Source organism: Bacillus sp. AF62 (assembly GCF_050312695.1).
GTDB lineage: Bacteria > Bacillota > Bacilli > Bacillales > Bacillaceae_G > Bacillus_A > Bacillus_A cereus.
In genome coordinates this window covers 15,152-33,431 of the sequence record NZ_JBNPJZ010000062.1, presented here as the reverse complement: position 1 = coordinate 33,431, position 18,280 = coordinate 15,152, and the positions used below count along the sequence as shown (strand labels likewise).

The following is an 18,280-nucleotide window of genomic DNA, read 5'->3' as shown; positions in this document are numbered from 1 at the left end:
TTGAAAATAGCAGACAGAGTTGCTTATTGGCAGGTGTAGCGATTTTATTAAAAAGATTTTAAACAGGTTCTAATATTTTTAGGAGCATCTTATTTCATCCTCGTGATATTACACTAATTGAATTTAAAACACATCCGTATGCTATTTAGTAAAATTTACGATTCGAGACATAATTATTGCAGTAGCCAAGATAATAATAGCGGTTATCAAACCAGATTCTCCAATCCAAATCTCAGTTTGATCTCCTGTACTTGCACGTGCGAAAGGTCCTTGAATAATGGCATTCCAAGTAGTATGAATGATAACCGAAGGCCAAACGCTTCCTGTGATAAGTCGTAAATAAGCTGTAATATAACTGAATGGCACAATACAAAAATAGATGCCAAGTACTGAAAGTAGGGCAGATGTTCCCTCTACATATAGACCAGCAATAACAATTGGAACATGCCACGTTGCCCAAATCAATCCGCTAATAAGGATTGGGCGTGAAAACTCTGCATCGATTAGTCTTGTAAGCATATAACCTCGCCAACCCATTTCTTCTCCCATAACTGGAATTAAGTTAAGCAAGCTACCTAAAACTCCGCTCAATACTACTATAAAAATGAAACTTAATGGTATCGGTAGATACTGAAATCCAAGTATATTGTAAATAGGTTCTAGCATACCACCTTGCGGGGGCTGAAACCTCGCAATTCCGCTCAACCAGGCGATAGAATAAGTAATTCCACAAATAATCATAGGTATTAGCAGAGCAAAACCAATCCCCTTCCATATCTTTAAGTTACCGAGACTAAAAGATACATCTTTAAACCCTTCTTTCAATATTATGCGAGTCAAAATAGAAGAAAATGCTGGGGTAAACATATATACCACAATAAGCGGCATACTTTTAGTAATCATTACTACTACATTTAGAATAATAGAAGTAATGGTTAAGATACTTAGAAAGAGTTGAAGTCCTATTTTAGCACGTTGGATTTTATCTTTATTGTGGAATGCTTCTCCGTGTAATAACATTGTAATCCGCCCTTCCCCTTTTATTCATTTGTTTATCAAATTTACTTCCTGTCATTTCAACAGCTACAACTTAGAATAAAAATATTTTGACATACAGATCATTCATCTTTAAAATCCCTCCCAAATTCATAATCTAGTCTTACTTGCGATTCAACAATTTAATTATTATTTATAAACTGTCATAGCCGATAGTACAAAAGTGTAATGATTAACCTATGACTTGTGTCAATTAATCTTATGACAATATGTAACTAGAAAATATGATATGGAATAAATAACAATTGAATTAAGGCAATTGATTCGTGCAAGTACATGAATCAATCTTGCTTTTGAAAATAATTCAATTGAGGTGGGCAAAAATGAATAAGAAAAGAATGATTGCAATGGTTAGTACAGCTTTATTAGTCACAGGATGCGCGGAAGTAGGAAACGCTCAAACGGTAGCAATCGAAAATTCAGGTCAATCAATCCAAAAAAATATAGTTAAATCAATACAATCACAGGCTAACCCATTAAAAACGATAGAGCCGTCAAAACCATTTGAAGATTTAAAACCACTTAAGAAAATGATTGGGAACGCACAATATGTAGGATTAGGAGAGAATACCCATGGAAGCTCTGAAATTTTCACTATGAAATTTCGCCTTGTGAAATATTTGGTTACTGAGATGGGTTTTACAAATTTCGCACTGGAAGAAGATTGGGGAAACGGCTTAAAGCTAAATGAATATATCCAAACAGGAAAAGGAAACCCTAGGGAATTTTTAAAATTGTTATATCCTACTGATGAAATCATAGCCATGATTGAGTGGATGAAAGATTATAATGCTGATCCATCCAATAAAAAAAAGATCCAATTTATTGGACTCGACTTAAAAACGTTGGACCAAGGTAGCTTTAATAAAGTAATTGATTATGTAAGGGTGCATCGACCAGATTTGCTGGCAGAAGTAGAAGAAAATTATAAAGAATTATCATCTTTTACCGGAAGTATACAAGAATATATGAAACTTACTCCTGAATTGAAAGAGAAGTTCAAAGCAAACGCTGAGAGAGTAGCCCGATTACTAAATGATGAGAACGAGCAAGCCAACACAGAAATAATTCCATCCGAGTACATCTGGGCGAAAGCAACGGCAAGTGCAATAGAGAAATTTACCACAATGCTACTTCCTAACGACTATCCAAGTATAATAAAACTACATGAACAATACTTGGCCGATCATGCAATGTGGGCACAAGAGACATTTGGTGGTAAAACGATGGTATGGGCACACAATATTCATATAGCTAAAGGAATTATCGATGAGAAATTATACCCTTATGTTGCGGGGCAGTTTTTGAAGGAACGTTTAGACAATAATTATGTCACAATTGGTAGTACAACTACGGAGGGAAATTTCACCTTATATAGCGAATATGATCCTTCCGCTGGAGGTAAGATTACAACAGACACTATTCCACAAGATGTAAAAAGTTTCAATTATACTCTCGGAAAAGTGCCATATAAAATGTTTTTATTGGATAACCGTCACCTTAAAGGACAAGCAGAAAAATGGGTTAAAGCAAAAAGACCATTACTAAGTATAGGGGGACAAATCCTCCCGAACAGTTCGGTGTACTTTGATACTTCATTGCTTGAGCAATTTGATATTATTTTTCATATTCGAAAAACAAGTCCATCTCATATTAAATAAAAGTACAAAACAATCCCGTTCTTGCAGATGTAAGAACGGGATTGTTTTGTGGGGATTAATAAAGTGAAACTTTAATCAGCAGGTTTTTGTTCATCCCCCACTGATTATTAGCCTTCACCAATCGTGCGTTTACCGGCAGCCCGCTCCCCACCTAACGCTGAATTTTGAGGTGGGAGTCTTACTGCCCAGTAAATAGCGGGATAAAAGCATCTTTTTAACCAAAAATAAGCTGCTCTCCCCTTTTTAACATCATTTAGAACTGTCATATGACACTTTTACACTAGTGAGAATGACAAAAAAAGCAGTATGATTCGGTTATTACATAGATAGGAGCGATGAACTTTATGAAATCAAGATTCATCCAGAATGGTTATTTTTTATTGCTAACTTTCGGTACAGGATTTTTTTATTTTTGTTTTTACCTAATAGCTCTGCTATTTAGTTTAACCCTTTCATTTACTGTTGTTGGGATTCCATTAATTATGCGCGTACTACATACTACCACACCCTTTATCCAATTCGAGCGCATACAGACGAAAATTTATACAGATATTTCAACAGACTCTTACGATAGAAGTATAACAATGGATACATCGAACTGGGCTCAGGTGAAATTAGTGCTAACAGATCGTCGCACTTGGTGTGCTGTCTATTGGTTAATGCAGAAATTTGCGATTGGCATCTTCAGTCTCATTAGTGCAATCATTTTTTATGTAATGCCACTTATGTTCCTGTTGGCACCACTACTGTATCGATACATCGATATGAATATTATATTTATACAAATAGATACTTTTGCCAAGTCACTCTTTGTAATGTTTATGGGTATAGTATTTACCGCCATAAGTATTAGAATAGTCGATGGTTTGACAAAGAAAATTGGGGGCTATACACGTAGTATGATTCGGCAACTAAATCAATAGAAGTTTGCAGTCTGTGAGTAGTATCGTAGTTTTAAATTAAAAAGTATAATAAGGCAGGAAGGATTAAATTATAATATAGGAAGTAAAATGGTAGGCTATTTAGGGGGTAAAGGACTTGTTAGATATGGTTAAGTATTGGTTTTGGTATGATTGGATTATGTTAGGGGTACGCCTACTTGCTAGTGTGTCTATCATTCTAGCTACATTAAATTTTCAGGATGGTTTAACATTACCACTTTGGATTATTATTCTTTGGGAAATTATTGCCTTCTCTGTTCCATGGGTAGCCTTACTATTCAATTATAAATATTATTTGTTCACAGAAATACTGCTGTATGGTGGACTATGTATATATTTAACCTCATTATTTCCAGGGGCTTACAACACATTTCTTATATCAGTGTTTCTAATTGCTGCGAATAGTAAGCATTTGTCCTATTATTGGACAGCTCCAATAACAGTTTTTATAACAACTGGAATTTTCTATGCGGTTGCGCCAAGTAATAGCTATTGGATTATGGTCACCTATTATGGATTCGCATATGTAATGGGCTTCGCTTTTCATTTATTAATCGTCAATCATAAACAAAATGAATCAATTCGTAAACAAAACGCGGTACTTGAGCAATATATGTCTCAGATTGAACGCATTACACTGGCGGAAGAACGAAACAGACTGTCGAGTGAGCTTCATGATACAGTCGGTCACGCTTATACTTCTATTATTATGGGGATGGAAACGTTGCGCACCGAACTTGCTACTGAAACGGGTATACAGAGGCTAGATTCTCTGCTTGAAATGGGACGTAAAAGCATCGAGGACGTGAGAGGTTACCTACATCAAATGGATTCTCCGTGTCAATCGCCTTCCTTGATTCAATCTCTACAAAATCTTGGAGCCGAATTTCAGGAGCACGCTCAGGTAAATGTAAGTTTTCGGGCATACGGAGAGGAATATGAATTATCTCGGCAAGCGAAAATCGCGTTCATTCGCTGCTTACAAGAATCTCTTACAAATGCAGTACGTCATGGTCAAGGGACTGAAATTATAGTTACATTGCAGTTTGAACAACAATATACGAGATTAGAAGTTCAAGATAATGGAAAAGGAAATGTAGAATGGCAAGAAGGCTTCGGTATGAATGCGATGAAAGAGCGGGCAATGAATTTGCAAGGTCAATTGTCTGTATATACAAAGCCAGATGAAGGAATGCTTGTTACATGTACCATACCGCGACAAACTGAAATAAAAGATGGACTTATTCGTTTGTTAATTGTAGACGACCAGCCGTTTGTTCGGGAAAGTTTGAGGACACTACTCGATAGATATGAAGATTTAAATGTAGTCGGTTTGGCCGAGGATGGCAATGAAGCCATCGATTTGTGTGGGCGCCTTCAACCTCATGTTATACTTATGGATTTAGATATGCAACACATGGATGGAGTCGAAGCAACCAAAAAGATTAAGCAACAATGGCCACATATCCGCATATTGATTTTTACAACTTTTCAGGATACCGAACAGGCGTTGGAATCGCTTCGCAACGGTGCGGATGGTTTTTTACTCAAATCTATTGAAACATTGGAGCTAGCTAATACGATCCGACTTATTCACAAAGGTGGGACACTGATTGATCAGGGAATGTCTCACAAAATATTTGAGAAGTTTGATGCGCCAAAAGAGACACCACAATCAAAAGCAACCGCTTATGAGCTAACAGCTAGGGAGATAGAAATATTGCAGCTAGTAGCAAAGGGACTTCGATACACTACCATAGCATCAAGGTTATATTTATCGAATGGTACGGTCAGAAATTATGCTTCCACAGCTTATACAAAGCTGGGAGTCCGTAACAAAGAAGAAGCTGTTCAAAAGGCTCTAGAAATTGGAATTATTGAATAAGAAAAATGTTTTTTTGTTTCTCTACAGCAAGGCAAAATGTAGTTACAAGGTACAGTAAAAGATAAAGTGAAACTTTAATCAGTGGGGTTTGTTCATCCCCCACTGATTATCAGCCCTCACCAATCGTGCTGCCCGTTAATGCGGGATAAACAACATCATTACATTAATCTTTTTTAGGGAGTACAATTCCTTTAAATAATTGAACAGTAATCCAGTAATACATCGAGTAAATTACTACAAAAATAACAAGTGGTAACCAAATGCGAGAGTACGGATCGATTACAAGAGGGCTAAACATGTTCATACCAACTAATATATGAGTAATCCCTACAATTGCTGGGAATAAGAATATGAAGAATAACTCTTTATAGATTGATTTTGTTAATAATTCTCGGCGGACACCAATTTTATGAAGCATTTGATAACGTGTTACATCTTTTGATGCTCCCGACAGAACTTTAAACATTAAGCAGCTTGCCATCATTGCTAAAAATGCAATTCCAACGAAGAACCCCATAAACATTAGTCCGCTGGCAAAATCATGACTCATAATATATGTTTGATACTTACTACCCAATTCTTCCGCTTTCACATTTTTATATTTTGCTATCTGTAATTCATCAAGTTTTTTCCATTCTTTTATGTATGATCCAAAATCATTTGTTTTCCCCATAAACACAATACTTTCTTTCCCCTTCAATCCATTGTATATGTTATAATCTACAATTTTCATTTCATAATCAGGATATAAATAATTTGGCTGGATCGTTCTGAAAACCTGAATCCATTGTTTTGTGTCTGTCTCTCCTTCAGCCCGTTTTATTGAAAATGCACCAATTGGTATTTCCTCTGAAGCTTTCTCTATTTTCATACCTTGCAAGAAAGAGCGATTTTTCTCTACATCTTCTTTAAGATAATAAACATATCTATCATCAACTTTGTAATGATATTCAAGTTTTTCTTGAAATAAGATACTACCCAAAATTGTCTTTTCTTCCACTGTTGGATTATGAATGACTGAATCGTAAATTTGTATTTGATCTGTAATTTTTAGGATGTTGTTTTTAAATGCCATACCACAAGCAATTCCACCAGCACCAAGAGCCACTAAAATTGCTACTGTTGCAAGCACATTTGTTAGACTATTAATGCGGAAATTTAATTGTGCAAAAGTAAAAGCATTGAGGCCTTTTTCACTACGTTTTTTATTACTCTTAAGCTTGTTAATCATAACTGGAAGAAGTGATCCAAATATAAGGTAAGTACCCACAGTTGCTGAGATTAATCCAACGGCCATTAATCCCAAAACAATTAGCGAATTTGCATATGATATATAAATAAGTGATGCATAACCAATACCCAATAAAAGAATACCAAGGAATGCAACTACAACTGGCATTTTTCCTTTTATGGCAACACTTTCTGTTTGTTCATCAGCATGTACAAGTTGCAGTACAGAAATACGAGATAATTTAATACTATTCATAATTGCAGATAATACAAAGAGTGCAAAGAAGAAGATGCAAGTAATAGCTATAGATGGCAGATAAAATGCTTTATAACCTTCGCCAGCAAACTCGAGTTGTTTCATTAATAGCTGACCGATACCTTCTGCAAGTCCTACACCAATTGTAATTCCAATCAAAAGAGAGGTGGCACCTAATATGATTGTTTCGATGAACATAAGTAAGGTAACTTTATGCTTTTTTGCTCCTAACATCATATACATACCAAATTCTTTTTGACGAAGAGCTGATAAGAAAGAGTTTGCATATAAAATATAGAAAAATGTGATAATCGCTAACAAAACGGAACCAATTTTAAAGACAGCCACAATATCCCTAATAGAAGAGTTAGATTCAAGGAACGTTTTATTGGATGCTAGCGTTTGAAACATATAAAAAGTTGAAATAGAGACAATAAGACCAACAAGTAAAACAATGTAATCTTGCAACTTACTTTTTAGGCCTGACATAGAGAGCTTAAATAACATGATTGAACTTCCTTCCTTACGCTTTTTGTGTGCCTAAGTTTGCAAGCACATCTAAAATTTCTTTATAGAATTCTTCACGGGTACTACCGCGATGAATTTCTTTATATAACTCACCATCTTGAATGAATAAAATACGTTGACAGTAACTTGCGCTGTAAGGATCATGCGTAACCATCATAATAGATACACCTTGCTCTTTATTTAAGCTTGTCATGGCATTAAGTAAACTCGTTGCATTTTTAGAATCTAGAGCTCCAGTCGGCTCGTCTCCCAAAATAATTGCTGGTTCATGAACTAACGCACGTGCTGCTGCGGAACGTTGCTTTTGTCCACCAGATACTTCAGAAGGATATTTTTGAAGTATAGCTGTAATGCCTAACATATCAGCTACTTTTTCTACTTTCTTTCCAATATTACGAGATGAAACACCTTGAAGTGAAAGTGGGAGTGCGATATTTTCATAGATAGATAAATTCTCCAATAAGTTAAAGTCTTGGAAAATGAATCCTAACTTTTGTGAACGAAAATCAGAAAGTTCCCCCTGCTTCATCCTCGTAATATCCGTTCCTGCAATTTCAACAACGCCGCCTGTCGCTTTATCTAACGTTGAAATTACATTTAATAATGTTGTTTTACCAGAACCAGAAGGCCCCATAATACCAACAAACTCTCCCTCTTGAATTGAGAATGATACACCTTTTAATGCGTGTGATTGATTCTCACCTTTTTTACCGTACAATTTTTGAATGTTTTTTACATCTACAACTGGCTTTATCATTTATATCCTCCTACATTTTTTTATTTCATTACAATAAGCTACAATGAAATCTTTCCTTTTATCTTCTTTGCTCACCTCATCACTTTGAATACACCCATGATAAACTATGAAAATTAGGAAACACCCCGTAAAATCCTTAAGATTTCTTAAGTTTTAAAAAAAGCTTATGGAACCTGTAGTTCCATAAGCTTTCTATCTAATTGAATGTTCAACAATAAAAGACATCCAACCATCTTTATATTCTGCATGTATATTACCATGATGAAGTTCAACAATTCTTTTTGCGATAGCAAGCCCCAGTCCATTTCCCTGGTCATCTTTTCTTGCCTTGTCCCCTCTGAAAAACCTTTCAAACAATTTATTTGGATCGCTAACAGGCGGTCTCTCGACTTTATTTGATACTTTCAAAATTGCCTTGTTACCTATTAGTTCAAGACATATAGATAATTCGGATGGTTTCATGCTGTACTTTATCGCATTCATAAAAAGATTTTCATAAACACGTACCATTTTTTCTACATCTATGAAAATAGGTATTGTTTCTTGCGTAATTGATTTTTGAACGATTAAACTTTCCTTTTCAAATATAGGTATGTATTCTCCAACTATTTGTTCCAACAAACCTGATAAATCAACTTCATTAAGGTTTAACTTAGCATCTATACCTGATAAACGAGTATACTCAAACAGCTCATCAATTAAATATTTCAGTCTCTGTGACTTTGAATACGTGGTTTCAAGGTATTCCTGTAATTGTATGTTACTGTTGTATTGCCCTCTTTTTAATAAATCTATATAGCCAATAATAGATGTTAAAGGTGTGCGTAAATCATGAGATACATTGGTGATAAGTTCATTTTTTGTACGTTCTAATTGTCTTTCTTGTTCAAATGTATTCTCCAATTCCTTGGACATATAGTTGATATTTTGAGCAAGTTGGGTCAATTCGTCCTTTCCCTTAATCCCAATTGTTAAACCCAGTTTTCCATTTGCAATATCATTCACATTTTCCGAAATGAGCTTCAAATATACTATTTTCTTTCGAACCAATAGCAAAAAGATTACTATAAAGTTTAAGATTGCGAACGTAAATAAGAACAACATTGCGAGTCTCACTTCAAACATGCCAAAATCTTCGTGTTTTATAAAAAATGGATCTATGACGTATTGCACAATGAGGATTGTTAAACCAAATGAAATAAAAAAACTAATTGCAACAGCACCAAGAAGTTTTATAATAATCTTATTTCTGAAACTAATATTTTTCATATTTTATACCCAATTCCCCAAACAGTTTTAATATAAATAGGATGTTTAGAATCTTCTTCAATTTTGTCTCTTATTTTTGTGATATGCACCATGACGGTATTATCTGATTTATAAAAAACTTCTTTCCAAACTGCTTCATATATTTTTGCTACACTCAGGACAATCCCTTTGTTACGGGCAAGTAATTCGAGAATAGCAAACTCTTTTGGAGTTAACCTTGTTTCTTTTCCCCTTACCCATACTTGACGAGTATCTGTATTTACGGTTAAGTCACCAATTTCTAGAATGCTTTTATTATGTTCTATGGACGTATTGTATTTTTTAAATCTTCTTAATTGGGATTTCACTCTAGCGATTAATTCTAATGGGTTAAACGGTTTTGATAAATAATCGTCTGCACCAGAGGCTAGGCCCTGAATTTTGTCTATATCCTCAGATTTTGCAGATAGCATAATGATAGGCATATTGCGATCTTCCCTAATTTTCATACATGCTTCAATGCCATCCATATTTGGCATCATAATATCTAAAATAATCAAATCAAATTCCTTTTCTTCTAACAGTTGTAAAGCTTGTATAGCATCTTCTGCCTTTTGAGTTTTTAGGTCTTCATTTTCCAGATATACCGAGATAAGATTTCTAATCTCTTTATCATCATCAACAATAAGAATTTTCGACTCCATTTTATTCCTCCACATTAAATGCAATAAGTATTCAATAAAGCATATATTTGTTGTTACTTAGTTAATAAACTTAATAGAGATGATTTCTATCTTCTTTCTTTACTTAAGACGATCTTTTGTAAAATACACAAAAAGACCGTCACAGTATTGTGACGAAAAAACAAGAAAATTTCAATAACTAATACTATTATTATTTATTTTTAGCTTTTAAGACACCCAGCGCTCTTTTGGTTGCTTCTGCAATAAGCTTATCATCGTATTTAGCATCCTCTTTATCATGATTAGAAAGTATCGCAAGAACAATTGGCTTTTTATTTGGTGGCCAAATAATTGCGATATCATTTCTGGTTCCATAAGATCCCGATCCCGTCTTATCAGCTACTTCCCATCCTCCTGGAACTCCAGCACGAATTAAGTTGTCTCCCGTAGTATTCCTTTTCATCCAATCTATTAATAAATCCCGTTTCTCAGTTGAAAGTACATCTCCTAGCGCAAAAGCCTGAAGACTAGTAGCTAATGCCTTTGGGGTACTAGTATCATGTACGTCTTCTGGATGCACTTCGTTTAACTCTGGTTCAAAACGTTCAGGATTTGTAACGGTATCTCCTATTTCTCTCAGTGATTTTTTGAATTCACTAGGTCCACCTAATTGTTTAAGAATAAGATTTTGCGCAGTATTATCACTATATCGAAGGGAAGCATCTGCAAGCTCTTTCAGAGTCATACCCCTATCAACATACTTTTCTGTAATTGGATTGTAATTAACAAGATCTTCACGAGTATACAAAACTCTTTGATTTAGATCTTCTATTGATTTCTTTTGTAAAAGTACTCCCACAGCTAAAGCTTTGTGGGTAGATGCGTACGCAAACCGTTTATCTGATTGATACGTAACGGTTTGATTCGTATCAGTGTCCAATGCATAAATACCAAGTTTAGCATCAAATTCTTTTTCAAGTTTAGCAAAAGAATCATTACCAGTAGTTTCTTGTTTGGTTTGATTTGTTTGTTTTGTTTGTTTAGGTAATTCAGACTGAGTATTGCCATCAGAACAGCCTATAAGCGTTGCACATGAAAGAAATACTACAGGTACCATCTTTTTGTAATGTAAAATGTTAAAAAACTTGTTTAAGACTATCATACATTTTCAACCTCTTTCAAGAATATATAGTTTTTCTAGGTGTTATACATATCGATACAATTAAAGAGTGTATCGGATATCACTCTTCTTGCATCTCACTTTTCATAAAATGATTGAACTATCATGAACACCTGTTTTATACGTATACTTAATAGACAACCTAAGTAACAAGTTTGTTCCATTTTTATCAGTAGTCGTATCTAGAAACCTAAAAAAGTCCATTTAGAAGATTTAAATGGACTTTTTCACTCATATAATACTATCTATAGTTAAACAAATAAGATTAAATACATTTAAATTTTCTTGTTTTATCTACTAAACTGTTTAGGCATTTCTTTAACGTGCTTATCATCATCACGCCAATCATAGGTTTCTTTCTGCGAAACATCTAAAGTTTGATCTCCAATTCTAACAATATTCTTATTTACCCATTCAATATATGGATCGGTATCTGGATAATTCCAATATATATTTTTCTCTGAATCTGTATCAAGGTTAACTAATTCACCCCTAACAGCATCCGCACTTAATGATCCTGCATTATGAAAATAAGTCTTGATGAGATATTTTCCATCTGGAGATTTCACTGTTCGAATTAATTCCCCTTTTGGAACACCTTGCAAACTAAAAAGTTTCCAATATCCAAATCCAATTATAATTACTAACATAGTAAGTATAGTTAGTAATACTTTTCTTTTTGTTTTTTTAATTTCACCTTTTGTATATATAATACTCATTCAACTCCATTCCATAATATATCAAAAATGAAAATTCCCCTTTAAGAAAAATATAAAAAATCAGACAGTATACTTGAATTGCTCTTCGCATGAGAATATACTAATAAAGCAGGCTATGACGTTCCTTCCTTCTAACTTCTTTGGCGAAATAGGGATGTTACTTTCCTGCTAAACACATAGGCTATGACAATTCTTCCTTCTTTGTAGAAATTTCAAATTGTTTTAGAGTTGTCAATTTCCTATGAAAATAATTAGACTATAAAACCTCTTTCTTCTTTGGGTTTGAATAAACTTTAGTTTATCAACCATTGATGTAGAGGTTTTCTTTTCTTAATTAACAAATTACCACTTAACAACTAAATGTTATACCCCTAATTTTTCACTAAAAAATAGCTTTATACCCTCAGTGCATTTCTCTACAATTAGTGTGTTTATGCATGTAAAAATAAAAATCTACCACTGAAAGGAGGACAGTCGGACTATTCCCCTCTTTTATAAGGAGTGAATAATCGGCGTTCTCATGAAAAATTCTATTTACATAAGAAGAAGTTTGAAAGTAATTATAAAAAGAGAAGAAAATAAACTACCGAACATTTATTTAGCCACTGTTTTAAAAAACTTGGAAAGTTTAGGATTTACTTTTTCTGAGCCTTTAATAGAAGAGTTGCAAACACTTTCGGTTGATGCATTCACATCGTTTTACAAAGAGTTGGTAAAACATTTAAAAGAAATGGTTGGTGCACATATTCAGTTTACTCCTATGTATCCAAACTTTCCGCAACAAATGATGGATTTAAGTGACGCTGATTTATACATCAATGCCGTTATTCATTATGTGACGTTGCGCCTACCTGTATCAAAAGTAGAAGAACGACTTCCTCTTTTAGATAGCGTTGATTTGAAAGTTATTGACTTAGGAAGTGAAGAAGATTTCAATCAAATGATTTCTCAATTGATTAGTGCAAACAGCTCTATTTCCTCAACTGATAAGACAGATGTAGAATGGGCTATTACACACACTGAAGATGTTTCCTGTTTTCTACCTAATGTAATTCCTCATAAGGAAAATATGTCTTTTATAATTGGGGTTTTATTAATAAACAGAAAAATATCAGCCGATGCTGCTGCAAAGTATTTTAAAACAGCAACTGATGTTCTTCGCCTTGCAGTTGCTTTATCTGAAGGTGATGTGAGTTTAGCATCCTCCGTTCGATTCAAGAAATTTAACCGAGCCGAAAGACGCTTCCTTTTAGGATTGTTAGAGCAATGCGGAAACATTACCGAAGATATGATTCGATACAAAAAACGTTGGATTCGTTTAGGTGAAATTCTTCATCCAGCAGAATATCATACTCGTTTCCCAAAAACCCACCGAGCATTTGAGATGCTTCGCAACAACATTAAAGTTGAAACATTTAATGGAAAAATAGAAGCAGCTTTGTTGAATCGTGATATCATGACAGCGAAAAATCTTTTAAAAACTCGCCCAGGGGAATTTGCCAGACGTTTGGATCATTTAATCCGTTTATGTAGTAATAAGTCAACAGATGTTTTCAATATTCTCGAAGATTTTTTAAGTATAATAGGAAACGTTTCTACTCCTGTATTACTTCAACTCACGGCTCATTTTAAGCATCGAAATGATAAAAATGAATTTCGTACCTTTTTTCCAAAGGGAAATGTAGCAAAAGCTATAGGTATTGAAAATACACTTCCATTTATCTCAGAGGATATTTGTTTAATGATTGTAAAAATGTGTGAAGATACTTTAAAAAATCGCTTCGCAGAACTTCCAAGTCTCGGAAAAGTATTTTTGGATGAACAGTTAAAAAATCACTTAGTTCCCTTCTCTCAACGTTCAGCCAGCAAATCGCTTCGCACATTATCTCGAGGGAGTAAAGTAGATTTGCCAGAAGGAGATACGATTCGTTTTTTCCTATGGTGGAAAGAAGGCTATGTGAATGGACAACATACAGGACGCGTTGACATTGATTTATCTGCTGCAATGTACGACGAAGATTGGCAATACAAAGAACATGTCTCCTTCACGAACTTACGTTCAAAAAATTTCAAAGCCTACCATAGCGGAGATATTACTTCTGCACCAAAGGGGGCATCTGAATTCATTGATTTCGATATTCCGTCTGTGCTGAAATATGGTGGACGCTATGTAGTCATGACTTTGCTTTCTTACACAGATCAACCATATAAAGATTTACCAGAATGCTTTACTGGTTGGATGGTTCGTCAATATCCTGGTTCAGGTGAAATATTTGAACCTTCTACTGTTCAAGATAAAGTGGATATTACTGCCGACACCCAAATCTCTATTCCAGTTATTTTAGACTTAAAGGAACGAAAATTGATTTGGACAGATTTGTCTCTTACAAGAGATCTAACATATGATAATACCATCGAGGCTAATCAAAAAGGTATGATACTAGTTGGAAAGGCTTTAACTAATTTAGTTAAACCGAATTTATATGACTTGTTCCGATTACATATTGAAGCTAGAGGTGAACTCGTTCAAGAAATCGAAGAAGCAGAAAGCATTTTTTCTTTGGATAAAGGGATTACTCCTTTCGATATCGAAAAAATAATATCTGATTTTATTGCTGACCCAAAAGGCTAACTACATTACAAACATTGATAATGTGTGGAAAATATCCATGTATAATGTCTATGTGAAACAGGACCTGATAGATGCATATCAGGTCCTGTTTTTTATTTAGTAGATACTAAATAGTCCGGTTAATCACTATTCATCTAAATACACTATACTAATAAAGTGAAATTTATTCGAAAGAAGTTCATTAGTTAATATGTATCTAATTAAGAAACATTCATATACCAGCCCAAACATCTTTTCCATATCGCCCTTCATCTTGCACACGATCCAACCAATTTCTTGCTTCTTGTTCACTTACTTCATGAATTTCTTGATATGCTTGACAAAGGGTATCTTCTACATCCGGAGCCATTTTACTTCCATCACCACATATATAAAGATGAGCTCCATTATCTAATAACGAAATTAAATTGATTCTATCTTGTTTTATTAAATGCTGTACATATGTTTTTGGATGTCCCTCTAGACGAGAAAAAGCTGTGTGTAAAGAGATTAATCCATCTCTTTCATCATTTTCTAATTCTGTACGATAGAGATAATCTTTTTCAGGATGACGACAACCAAAATATAGATGCGCTTGTCCTAAGTTAATACCTTTTTGCTTTTGAACACGACGCGCTTGCAAGAATCCACGGAATGGTGCAATTCCAGTACCTGGCCCAACCATAATAATTGGTGTTTCTGGATCTTTAGGCAATTCAAAGTTTGATTGTGGCGTTCGAATGAAACAGATAATCTCATCTTTATTATGACGCTGAGCTAAGTAATTAGAAGCGACGCCTTCATATGTCCCTTCCCCACTCCATGCAGGCGCATTAACAACACCGACCGTAATGCTCAGACGATTCTGTGCAACGAGTGGAGAGCTTGAAATAGAATAGTAACGCGGTTTGAGCGCAGGAAGAAGTTCTAAAAAACGTTCAAATCGGATTTCACAAGCCTCATACTTTTCAAGAAGGTCCAACATTGAAATCCGTTTCTTTAGTATTTGTTCATGGTAAACTCCTTCTTCTAATAATGCTTCCAATTCTTTTTTATGAGGAGGACATGCTGTGAATGTTACCATTTCTCGTATTTGTGCACGAGTGGCTGCTTCTTGAACTTCGACACTATAACTAAGAAGGTCCAATAAACTAACAGGACTGTCTAAAGGTATGTGATTTATACTCCGTCCACTTGCACTAAGTATGACTTGATCCTTTCCGTTTAATCCAAAGCGTTTTAAAATTCGATTAACATTCTTCTCGCTATTAATTGGCAGCACTCCAAGGTGGTCTCCTTCTTGATATGTAGCGCCTTCTGGCAAAGATACCTCGATATGTCGTGTACTTCTATCGCTGCTGGATGATTGGAGTTCACGATTTTCTAGTATAGATGCATAAACTGCTTCATATGTTCGTGCAAGAGGAGATCCTCCAAGACGACTAACAAATTGCAGACTCAAAGTACTGCGCTCTTTTTCCATATTTTTGTTGAGTTCCAATCCAAATGCCTTCATCGCATCAGACCACATGCTTTGTTTCCATTGCTCAAGCTGTTCCTCAAAATCACCACTTGCATCCGCTTCTCCGCGTTTAGAAAACCTTGTTGCTCCTTTTTGAGCCATCTGCTCATCAATGTATCTTGGAATCCGTTGATAGGTACTAGCCCAATTATGATCTCCACAACCAAAAACTGCGTATTGAACACCTTTTAGCTCATCTGGTTTTAGTTCCTCCAACCATTGCACAAACTGCCCTGCATTACTTGGTGGTTTTCCATTATAAGAAGAAGTCACAATAAGTACCGCTCCTTCTTTTGGCAAACTTCCAATTCGATCGTTAAGAGCTACCACTTCCGTTCGAACTCCTTCTAAACTAGCTGTATCTGCTAATTCTCTTGCAATCCCTTCTGCTACACCTGTATCCGAGCCATACAGAACAAGAAGTGAAAGATTATCGGCCCCAATAATAGAAGGTGTCTTCTGGACGTGTTGCTTAATTTCATCGTTTTTCAGCTTGTCCTCTGTAGGTGCAAGAACAGTAGGATGACTAATAGTTTGTTTTCGGGGTAGAATCCTAATCTTAAAATCACCGGGCTTTAGCGTTAATGTTTGTTTTACGTCCAGCTGATAGTTTTGATAATCGATTAATTCAAAATGTTGAAGAAGCATTCCCATTACAAGAGTGGCTTCATGAAGTGCAAATTGCATACCGATACATGCTCTCTGGCCATTTCCAAATGGCTTATAAGCATGATGAGGAACCTTATCCAGCTCTTCAAATCGTTCAGGTTGGAATTCTTCCACATTGTCTCCCCATGCATCTTTATCCCTATGTAGCTGTGGAATAAGAACAGAAATACGATCTTCTCCTTTCTTAATTGGGTATTTCCCGCCAATCACTGTATCTTCTTTTGCATAGAGACTGAATGCTGGAGCGGTAGGCCATAGACGTAGCGATTCATTTAAAATCATCCGTATATACTTCAGTTTCATAACTTGTTGGTATGTTGGAGTAGGATCTGTCAAAACACGGTCTACTTCTTCATAGGCTTTTTTCAATTTATCCGGATTCTTTAATAAAAAGTAAATGGCAAAAGATAACAATCCACTTGTTGTCTCATGCCCAGCTATTAAAAACGTGATAATTTGGAAACGAATGTTTTCATCATCTAATTTTTCACCAGTTTCCGGATCCTGTACATTTAACATACGGGAAAGTAAATCATTTTCTTCCTGATTTCCACTACTTTTACGTTCAGCAATAATATTATCTACTAAAGAAAACATGGATTGAATATCATGCTGAAATTGACGTTTCGTTCTCCACATAAGTTTGTCTTCTATATCTAACCGCTGCAATTGGTGCATCGCCTCATCTAGAGCACGGCTCATGCTAGTAATAAAAGGATGAGGGGTCTCACGATAAAAGCTATTAAATCGGTAATTAAAACCACATAGACCAATTGTATCTAACGTAAGGCGAGTCATATCCTCCGGAACATCTACGTTTTCATTCGGATTAAGCCGTGCCCATTTTTGAACGAGTTGTACAGCAAGATCGACCATCATGGCATGGTAATCTTTCATTGCCCGTTGGCTAAATGTAGGCATCAAAATATTATGAGCTTTTTTCCAGTTAGGCTCGTGAGTCTCGCTAGTAAATAATCCGTCCCCAGCAAAGGCACGAACTTTTGCTAAAGCACCCTCTATACTTTTATCGAACCGCGTTTCGTCACAGACTTCTGCTACCAATTCATGTCCAGAAACGACAATGATGGTATCACTTAAAGTTTGAATTTGAAAAATGGGACCATACTCTTCCGCTATCTTGATAAAGGATAGGGTCGGTTTATCTTTATCGATTAATGGGAGATTACCCAGCGGTCCATATGTTTTCGGCTGAGGAATGGCAGATACTTTTTTTTCCATTTAAAACACCCTTTCAAAAAAGCATGAAATAAAGATATGTAATTGATTACCTTATTTTATCTTTTCCCTAACTATTCATGATTATGATATTACGT

Annotated in this window: 12 protein-coding genes; 4 read left to right on the top strand and 8 right to left on the bottom strand. The window is 35.1% G+C overall.

The annotated features are described in order from the left end of the window. Positions 1–141 precede the first annotated feature (141 nt). On the bottom strand, positions 142–1,020 hold the full coding sequence (locus tag ACQRBL_RS14245) for a CPBP family intramembrane glutamic endopeptidase (RefSeq protein WP_000924281.1): 879 nt from the start codon (positions 1,018–1,020) through the stop codon (positions 142–144). A gap of 359 nt (positions 1,021–1,379) precedes the next feature. Between ACQRBL_RS14245 and ACQRBL_RS14240 the strand changes: the two genes are divergently transcribed. The 3 genes from ACQRBL_RS14240 (at position 1,380) to ACQRBL_RS14230 (ending at position 5,543) form a co-directional block, all read left to right on the top strand. Beyond that, positions 1,380–2,717, top strand: coding sequence for an erythromycin esterase family protein (locus ACQRBL_RS14240; RefSeq protein ID WP_023522451.1), 1,338 nt, complete (start codon positions 1,380–1,382; stop codon positions 2,715–2,717). 344 nt (positions 2,718–3,061) lie between these two features. Beyond that, positions 3,062–3,640 carry a sensor domain-containing protein gene (locus ACQRBL_RS14235; RefSeq protein WP_023522452.1) on the top strand — a complete coding sequence of 193 codons (579 nt, stop codon included), beginning with the start codon at positions 3,062–3,064 and terminating at the stop codon, positions 3,638–3,640. A gap of 115 nt (positions 3,641–3,755) precedes the next feature. Then, entirely contained in the window at positions 3,756–5,543 is a 1,788-nt protein-coding gene (locus ACQRBL_RS14230; protein ID WP_023522453.1) for a helix-turn-helix transcriptional regulator, read from the top strand. 163 nt (positions 5,544–5,706) lie between these two features. Here ACQRBL_RS14230 and ACQRBL_RS14225 read toward each other — a convergent pair whose 3' ends face one another. The 6 genes from ACQRBL_RS14225 to ACQRBL_RS14200 form a co-directional block, all read right to left on the bottom strand. After that, positions 5,707–7,536, bottom strand: a complete 1,830-nt coding sequence (locus tag ACQRBL_RS14225; RefSeq protein WP_098519413.1) for an FtsX-like permease family protein — start codon at positions 7,534–7,536, stop codon at positions 5,707–5,709. Between the two features lie 16 nt (positions 7,537–7,552). After that, positions 7,553–8,314: an ABC transporter ATP-binding protein gene (locus ACQRBL_RS14220; protein WP_000595170.1), complete on the bottom strand. Its 762-nt coding sequence runs from the start codon at positions 8,312–8,314 to the stop codon at positions 7,553–7,555. Between the two features lie 192 nt (positions 8,315–8,506). Further along, a complete protein-coding gene (locus ACQRBL_RS14215; RefSeq protein WP_023522455.1) occupies positions 8,507–9,583 on the bottom strand; it encodes a HAMP domain-containing sensor histidine kinase in 1,077 nt (358 codons plus the stop codon). Then, the gene (locus ACQRBL_RS14210; RefSeq protein WP_023522456.1) at positions 9,580–10,266 is read right to left on the bottom strand and encodes a response regulator transcription factor; all 687 of its coding nucleotides are present in this window, start codon (positions 10,264–10,266) and stop codon (positions 9,580–9,582) included. The genes ACQRBL_RS14215 and ACQRBL_RS14210 overlap by 4 nt, the downstream gene beginning before the upstream one ends. A gap of 190 nt (positions 10,267–10,456) precedes the next feature. After that, positions 10,457–11,407, bottom strand: coding sequence for a class A beta-lactamase (bla, locus tag ACQRBL_RS14205; RefSeq protein ID WP_023522457.1), 951 nt, complete (start codon positions 11,405–11,407; stop codon positions 10,457–10,459). Between the two features lie 308 nt (positions 11,408–11,715). Continuing rightward, positions 11,716–12,144 carry a DUF5412 domain-containing protein gene (locus ACQRBL_RS14200; RefSeq protein WP_023522458.1) on the bottom strand — a complete coding sequence of 143 codons (429 nt, stop codon included), beginning with the start codon at positions 12,142–12,144 and terminating at the stop codon, positions 11,716–11,718. A gap of 520 nt (positions 12,145–12,664) precedes the next feature. On the opposite strand from ACQRBL_RS14200, the gene ACQRBL_RS14195 reads away from it, so the two are divergent. Continuing rightward, positions 12,665–14,776, top strand: coding sequence for a TerD family protein (locus tag ACQRBL_RS14195; protein ID WP_411996539.1), 2,112 nt, complete (start codon positions 12,665–12,667; stop codon positions 14,774–14,776). A gap of 211 nt (positions 14,777–14,987) precedes the next feature. Here the strand turns inward: ACQRBL_RS14195 and cypD are convergent, their stop codons facing one another. Further along, on the bottom strand, positions 14,988–18,185 hold the full coding sequence (cypD, locus tag ACQRBL_RS14190; RefSeq protein WP_411996540.1) for a bifunctional P-450/NADPH--P450 reductase: 3,198 nt from the start codon (positions 18,183–18,185) through the stop codon (positions 14,988–14,990). Between the last annotated feature and the right edge of the window lie 95 nt (positions 18,186–18,280).

Excerpts from the sequence above, each read along its gene's own strand:
- ACQRBL_RS14200 (WP_023522458.1), bottom strand. The coding sequence starts at position 12,144 with ATGAGTATTATATATACAAAAGGTGAAATTAAAAAAACAAAAAGAAAA.
- ACQRBL_RS14235 (WP_023522452.1), top strand. The coding sequence starts at position 3,062 with ATGAAATCAAGATTCATCCAGAATGGTTATTTTTTATTGCTAACTTTC.
- bla (WP_023522457.1), bottom strand. The coding sequence starts at position 11,407 with ATGATAGTCTTAAACAAGTTTTTTAACATTTTACATTACAAAAAGATG.
- ACQRBL_RS14215 (WP_023522455.1), bottom strand. The coding sequence starts at position 9,583 with ATGAAAAATATTAGTTTCAGAAATAAGATTATTATAAAACTTCTTGGT.
- cypD (WP_411996540.1), bottom strand. The coding sequence starts at position 18,185 with ATGGAAAAAAAAGTATCTGCCATTCCTCAGCCGAAAACATATGGACCG.
- ACQRBL_RS14195 (WP_411996539.1), top strand. The coding sequence starts at position 12,665 with ATGAAAAATTCTATTTACATAAGAAGAAGTTTGAAAGTAATTATAAAA.
- ACQRBL_RS14225 (WP_098519413.1), bottom strand. The coding sequence starts at position 7,536 with ATGTTATTTAAGCTCTCTATGTCAGGCCTAAAAAGTAAGTTGCAAGAT.
- ACQRBL_RS14240 (WP_023522451.1), top strand. The coding sequence starts at position 1,380 with ATGAATAAGAAAAGAATGATTGCAATGGTTAGTACAGCTTTATTAGTC.
- ACQRBL_RS14210 (WP_023522456.1), bottom strand. The coding sequence starts at position 10,266 with ATGGAGTCGAAAATTCTTATTGTTGATGATGATAAAGAGATTAGAAAT.
- ACQRBL_RS14245 (WP_000924281.1), bottom strand. The coding sequence starts at position 1,020 with ATGTTATTACACGGAGAAGCATTCCACAATAAAGATAAAATCCAACGT.
- ACQRBL_RS14220 (WP_000595170.1), bottom strand. The coding sequence starts at position 8,314 with ATGATAAAGCCAGTTGTAGATGTAAAAAACATTCAAAAATTGTACGGT.